The sequence below is a fragment of the Candidatus Cloacimonadota bacterium genome (genome assembly GCA_034661015.1).
Taxonomy (GTDB): domain Bacteria; phylum Cloacimonadota; class Cloacimonadia; order JGIOTU-2; family JGIOTU-2; genus JAYEKN01.
Genome location: JAYEKN010000230.1, coordinates 4,074 through 10,283, shown reverse-complemented (window position 1 = coordinate 10,283; position 6,210 = coordinate 4,074). Strand labels below are relative to the sequence as shown.

Annotated in this window: 5 protein-coding genes; all 5 read left to right on the top strand. The window is 34.6% G+C overall.

Annotated elements, in window-relative coordinates; genetic code table 11:
* The first annotated feature begins 177 nt into the window (after nt 1-177).
* The 5 genes from miaB to U9P79_08655 all read left to right on the top strand — a co-directional run bounded on the left by miaB (nt 178) and on the right by U9P79_08655 (nt 6,061).
* On the top strand, nt 178-1,503 hold the full coding sequence (gene miaB / locus U9P79_08675; protein ID MEA2104693.1) for a tRNA (N6-isopentenyl adenosine(37)-C2)-methylthiotransferase MiaB: 1,326 nt from the start codon (nt 178-180) through the stop codon (nt 1,501-1,503).
* 46 nt (nt 1,504-1,549) lie between these two features.
* Nucleotides 1,550-2,644, top strand: coding sequence for an NAD(P)/FAD-dependent oxidoreductase (locus tag U9P79_08670; GenBank protein ID MEA2104692.1), 1,095 nt, complete (start codon nt 1,550-1,552; stop codon nt 2,642-2,644).
* Nucleotides 2,645-2,793: 149 nt separating this feature from the next.
* A complete protein-coding gene (locus tag U9P79_08665) occupies nt 2,794-3,849 on the top strand; it encodes an MraY family glycosyltransferase (protein ID MEA2104691.1) in 1,056 nt (351 codons plus the stop codon).
* Between the two features lie 179 nt (nt 3,850-4,028).
* Entirely contained in the window at nt 4,029-5,417 is a 1,389-nt protein-coding gene (locus tag U9P79_08660; GenBank protein MEA2104690.1) for a hypothetical protein, read from the top strand.
* Nucleotides 5,414-6,061 carry a hypothetical protein gene (locus U9P79_08655; protein ID MEA2104689.1) on the top strand — a complete coding sequence of 216 codons (648 nt, stop codon included), beginning with the start codon at nt 5,414-5,416 and terminating at the stop codon, nt 6,059-6,061. Before U9P79_08660 ends, U9P79_08655 begins: the two co-directional genes overlap by 4 nt.
* Nucleotides 6,062-6,210 lie beyond the last annotated feature (149 nt).

The following is a 6,210-nucleotide window of genomic DNA, read 5'->3' as shown; positions in this document are numbered from 1 at the left end:
TACTATTAAAGAAATTTCTAATATTATCGACATTAGCGAAAGAGCAGTAAAGAAGCACATTTATTACCTAAAAGAAAAAAACAAAATCCGACGAGTCGGCTCAAACCGAGGTGGTCATTGGCAAATTAATCAGGAAGATTGAATAGTTTATGTTTACAATTAGACCAATAAAAATTTATGAGCTATAAAATTACAAATAAAAAGAAGCTAAATTTTTATATCAAAACCTATGGCTGCCAGATGAATGTTTATGATAGCGAAATGGTTGCGGGTTTGTTAACCGACAAGGGTTATCAAAACACAACCAATATTGATAACGCTGACATAATTATTTTCAACAGTTGCACGGTCCGGCAGCACGCAGAAGATCGGGTTGTCGGACGGATTACGTTTGAGATGCGAAGGAAAACCGAAAAACCGAGCCTGCTCATCGGGCTCATCGGTTGTGTGGCCCAGAGGGTTGGCAAGGAATTAATCAAAAAAATACACGGACTCGACTTTGCGGTTGGGACAGATAATTATAAAGCTCTACCGGAAATTATCCGAACCTGCATGGCTGAAAAAAAACAGATTACATCTGTTGGTCAAAATAAAAATGAGAATTATAAAAATATTTGTCCTTTAAGAAACGAGGGAATAAATGCTTTTGTAACGATTATGCGCGGTTGCGATAATTTTTGTTCTTATTGCATTGTTCCCTATGTTCGCGGGAGAGAGCGATCGCGAGATTTGGAAGAAATAATTCGGGAAGTAGAACAAGCGGGGAAAAATGGATTTGGTGATATTACTTTACTCGGGCAAAATGTAAATTCCTATCATTTCGGGGATTGCAACTTTGCAGACCTGTTAGGAAAAGTTGCTCACATTGATTCAATAAAACGTCTTCGTTTTGTTACTTCTCACCCGAAGGATATTTCCGAAAAAGTTATTTCCACAATGGCGAAAGAGGATAAAATTTGCGAGCATCTTCATCTTCCGATGCAAGCCGGTTCAAATAGAATTTTGGGAAAAATGAATCGAAAATATTCTATCGAGCATTATTACGAGATCATAAAAAAACTTCGGAAAGCAATGCCTGATATTGTTATTACTTCCGATATTATGGTTGGATTTCCGGGTGAAACTGAAGAGGATTTTCAAAAAACAATGTCCGCTGTTAAGAAAATCGGATTCGATTCTGCCTTCACATTTAAATATTCTCCGAGAAACGGAACTGCTGCCGAAAAATATGATAATCAAATTCCGGAAGAAATTCGTTTGGAACGGTTGCAAAAATTATTCAAATTGCAGGAAAAAATAACTCTTCAAAAATATCAGGAAGATGTTGGAAAAAGTATGGAAGTTTATGTAGAACAAACGAGCAAAAAAAACAAAAATGAGCTATCCGGCAGAACGCGTGGAAGTAAAATTGTAATTTTTCCGGGAGAAAAATCACTGATTGGAAAACTGGTAAATGTAAAGATCACTAACTCAACGGGTTGGATTTTAAGAGGAAAAATTTAACCGGTAACGGATAAAAGAAACAAAAAATTATATTGGAGAAAAATTTATGGAAAAAGTTGATGTTGTAATAATCGGTGCTGGAATCGTGGGATTGGCAATTGCAGAAAAATTGTCAAAAAAATATGATAACATCATTGTCGCAGAAAAAGAGCCTTCGTTTGGCAGACATACCTCGAGCAGAAATAGTGAGGTAATTCACTCTGGGATTTATTATCCCAAAGATACTCTCAAAGCAAAATTGTGTGTTCGAGGAGGTGACCTAATTTATGATTTCTTAGAAAACCATCAAATTCCTTATAAAAAATGCGGCAAACTTGTGCTTGCTACGGATGAATCCGAGCTTCCGATTTTGGAAGAATTAAAGCGAAAAGGGATTAATAACGGTGTCAAGAATTTAGAGATGATTTCAGAGAAAGAAGCAAAAGAACTCGAACCAAATTTCAAATCATGCGGTGCATTAAAAGTTCCGGTTACAGGAATAATGGACACTCATTCCTGCATGAAAAAAATGGAATTTCTTGCAGAACAGAATGAGGTAATGTTTGCCTACAACACAGAAATTGTGAATGTTGAAAAGCAGGATGATGGTTATGTGATTTCTATCAAAGATGATGATTTTCAGATAAAGACAAAAATTCTCATCAATTCTGCAGGATTGTGGAGTGATAAAATTTCTGAAATGGTCGGGATAGATACGCAAAAAAATGAGTATAAATTGCATTGGTGCAAAGGTGAATATTACAAAACTACGAGATACAAAAACATCAATCATCTTATCTATCCGGTGCCAACCAAAATTTCTTTGGGAATTCACGGAGTTATCAACCTTAATGGTGATCTTTCTTTTGGTCCGAGCGCTTATTACGTGGATGAATTAGGCTACAAAATGGATGAAAAATATAAAAAGGATTTCTACAATTCGATTAAAAAATATCTTGATATTGAAATGGATGATCTTGGGTTGGATGACTGCGGAATAAGACCAAAATTGCAAGGAGAGAGCGATGATTTTCGCGATTTTGTTATTTCAAATGAAAGGGAAAAAGGATTTCCGAATTTCATAAATTTGGTAGGAATTGATTCCCCGGGATTAACTTGCTGCTTATCTATCGCTGAATATGTGGAAGAAATTATTGATTGACTTAACGAAAAGTTTCAGTCCACTAATTGCACGTATTGGCAAAATTTGTGGACTATTTGTTTTTCAAAAAATATTTATCCAAAAGATTGACATAAAAACCACGGGTTGAATTTCTTCTCGTATGAATTTAATAGTCGGTTTCGCAAAAAATGAACCATTTAATAATTAGTTTTATATCATTCTTTTTTGTCTATTTTCTTACTTTTTTAATAAAGAAAATTGCCATTAAATTGAATTTTATTGATAAACCGGAAGAGCGTAAATTCCATACGAAGCCCACTGCTCTTATGGGTGGAATTGCCATATTTTTTGGGTTGCTCTTCGGGTTGCTTGTTGCTTTTTTTGTATGTAAACAGTTGCTTCCCCCGAATCATCAAATTGAATTCTATCTGATCGGTGCTTTTCTAATTTCCCTTTTGGGCTTAATTGATGATAGGTTTGGGATGAACCCATATTTGAAATTTTTTCTCCAAACGATTATTGCTCTGATCTTCATCTTCGGGCAGGGATATCAGTCCTTGATATTTTCACCATATATTACAATTCCATTACTTGCTGCTTGGATTGTGGGGCTTATGAATGCTCTGAATTTTTTGGACAATATGGATGGAATCACTTCCGGAATGGCTACCATACTTGGTTTGGGATTTTTCGCTCTGGGCATTTTAAGTGGAAATCATTTTCTCTCATTATTAGCTGGAATTTTTATGGCATCCACCTTTGGGTTTTTATTTCACAATTTTCATCCTGCCAAAATTTTTCTCGGTGATGCTGGAAGCATGCTTATTGGTTATACCCTTGCAGTTTTTGGGATTACACTTGTGGATGAAATAATCAACACAAACGGGTTAATCAATTTTTCAATTTTATTACCCATTTTACTTCTTTCTTATGCGATTTTTGATATTTCACTTGTGAGCATCACTCGCCACAGGGACGGCAGATATGTCTTAGAAGGAGGAAAAGATCACTCCACCCACCGAATTGGCACAGCCACAGGTTCCGTAAAGGTAACCGCAGGCATGGTGTATTTAATCAACATTCTACTTGTCCTTGCTTCAGTTATTGTCTTTAGAGCCAACAATCAATATCTCACATTAATAATCACAGTTATCTTCTCACTATCATTCTTATTTTTTGGTGATAAATTAGATAAAATTCCCATTGTTATTTCGCAGAATCAACTAAAAAAAAAACCTTTTTAGTTTTTTAAATTAGACCACTAAACAGAGAGAATAACACGAAAAAAATATTTTATGAAAAAAGAGTTTCTGTAAAATTATTCTAAATTAATTTCTTGTATTTTGTGGTCTATAGATCGGGTCAACTAATGATAAAAAATTTATTGATTATTATATTAACATCCTTTATGGTGTTTTCCTGTATGAATATGCCTTTCAAAAGGGCAAAATCTTCTTATGTAAAAGCCTGCCTTCAGGAAGATGACGATCAGGATTATCAATTAGTTATAAATGATTTTAACGATTATATTCAAACAGGTTCAAATCCTGCATTGAAGGTGCAAGCAAAACTGCTTCGATCGAACTATTATTATTTTTTGGGCAAGAATGAGTTAGATAAAAAAGAATATGATAAGGCGGCAACATTATTTTTTCTATCCAATTCTGACCAAGCAGATACTTTACTTGATAATTGCTATTTTCATCTTGCGAATAATTTTATTAAAAATTCGGAATACGCAACTGCTATGGATTACTTGAGTTTTATTATTGATAATCTCGACAATTCCAATTTTCTTCCACAGGTTTTATACAAAAAAATGAAAATCCAATTTGAAATTGATAATTTGCCGGGAAAATCTTATTTAACTTATCAAATTATCAAGAATAAATTTCCCGCCAATCAGTCCACCAATTCCGCGCGAAAGGTAGTAAACGAGTATATGCCGGCATTTATTGAGCAGGCAAAATCAATCTGGCGAAATGGGAATTATTCCCAATCTATTGACGAGTTACTATCTTATCTTCAATATCCTGCTGATTATCAAGGGGAAATCACATCAACGATTGGGGATGTTTATTTTTCTTGGGGAAATAATTTAATCAAAGAAAATCAATTGGTGGATGCAGAAGAAAAACTCTATAAAGCAAAATCGTATAAACCGAATTTAAATAACGCAATCCACGAGAAGTTGGAAGAGATTTGCACGATTTATATAAAAAAAGGAGACATGCTTTTAACGGAACGTAAAATAGACGAGGCAATTAATTCTTACCAATCACCTTTGAAAATATTTGACGAATATCCAACTTCCATCTCCAAAATTGAGCAAGCACAACAGATCAAGAGCAATATTGAAAAAGCTGATAAATTAGTAAGAGAGGGCAGTAATTCTTTTGTTGATGAAAAATATCAACAAGCTCTTCACAAATATCGTCAAGCATACGAATTTGATCATACGGAAACCATTCTACAGAAGATTCTATTGGCAAAACGCTGGATACGAATTACGGAAGACCCCAAGAGTTTTGCCAGAGATATAATTCAAAATTATCAGGATGGGTTATTGATCAAGGAGATAAAACATATAGAGAATGAAGCAAAATCTATTTATTCTCTCTCTGAAATAACCATCTCCCCGTGGTTAGTTATGCGTTCTACAGCCAGAAATTCTTACGAAGTTCGCCTAACAATTACAACGCCGAACGAAAGCCATATTTTCTTTTGGGTTGTTAAATTGGAAACCGGAAAAATAATTCCACTGAATACATCCACAGAGGAAATGATGAAGCAAAAAAAGGGGATCGAATGAAAAGTAAAAGCATCCTAATCCTGATCATGATGTTATTCATTCTCACTTCGACTATCTTTGCTGATATTTCAACTTCTCTCAACACAAACGAGAATCTGATTGACCTGAAAAACAGCTTGAATAAACCAGAGCAAAGCATCTTTCCCAAAGACAATGAATACGACTGGAATACCGTCTCTGAATGGAAAACGGCTCGTGAGCAGTTCAAACATGATCTAAAAATTTATGATATTTATTGTCAAAACAAAGAATCATATACCGTTAATTGTCTCAAATCAATAATTGCTCCCGGTTGGGGACATTTTTCCGCAAAAAGTTATACCAAAGGGGAGATATTGCTTGGGTTGCAGATGTTTTTGGCTGGAAGTTCTTTCTATTTTTATGATAAATCTATGGATTCCTACGATAACTATAAAAACGCAACAAATATTCAGGACATCAGCCAATATTATACTGATGCAAATGCCTCCTACCAAACCTCCCAACTGTTTCTTAGTTTTTGGGTATTGGTTTGGGGATATACTATTATTGATTCTTTTCAAGCAACCGAAAATTATAACCGCGATCTTTGGGGAAACCTTGTGATCAAATATCAAGGCAAAAAAATCTCCTTGACACCAAACGGAATAAATATTAGATTTTAATTAAATGGAATATAAAAAATAATAATGAAAAAACTCATTCTACTTTTAGCACTAACAATTATCGTCCTAATTTCTTGCTCTCTTGATCGTGATAATTTGTTAGATCCAGCAGGAAATCCTGCTGTAAATTATCCGCCGGATATAGATTC

Bases quoted from the DNA above. Each gene is read 5' to 3' on its own strand.
- miaB (MEA2104693.1), top strand. From the start codon at position 178: ATGAGCTATAAAATTACAAATAAAAAGAAGCTAAATTTTTATATCAAA.
- U9P79_08670 (MEA2104692.1), top strand. From the start codon at position 1,550: ATGGAAAAAGTTGATGTTGTAATAATCGGTGCTGGAATCGTGGGATTG.
- U9P79_08665 (MEA2104691.1), top strand. From the start codon at position 2,794: ATGAACCATTTAATAATTAGTTTTATATCATTCTTTTTTGTCTATTTT.
- U9P79_08660 (MEA2104690.1), top strand. From the start codon at position 4,029: ATGAATATGCCTTTCAAAAGGGCAAAATCTTCTTATGTAAAAGCCTGC.
- U9P79_08655 (MEA2104689.1), top strand. From the start codon at position 5,414: ATGAAAAGTAAAAGCATCCTAATCCTGATCATGATGTTATTCATTCTC.